Annotated in this window: 1 protein-coding gene; it reads left to right on the forward strand. The window is 47.2% G+C overall.

The window, feature by feature from the left end; translation table 11 throughout:
* On the forward strand, positions 1–229 hold a 229-nt coding region (locus BWI93_RS22850; RefSeq protein WP_141217572.1), incomplete at both ends, for an insulinase family protein.

Genomic DNA, 229 nt, shown 5'->3' on the forward strand with positions numbered 1-229 from the left:
GGCTCACTTTACCGAGCACATGGCCTTTAACGGGACCAAGAATTTTCCCAAGAACGAACTCGTCAGTTTTCTTCAGTCCAATGGCATCAAGTTTGGCGATGATCTCAACGCCTTTACCAGTTTCGAACAAACGGTATACTTTCTGCCCGTACCGACGGATTCGATGAAAGTCTTCTTACGAGCCTTTGATATTCTCGAAGACTGGTCACACGATCTGACCCTGGACGAA

The sequence above is a fragment of the Siphonobacter sp. BAB-5385 genome (assembly GCF_002261125.1).
GTDB lineage: Bacteria > Bacteroidota > Bacteroidia > Cytophagales > Spirosomataceae > Siphonobacter.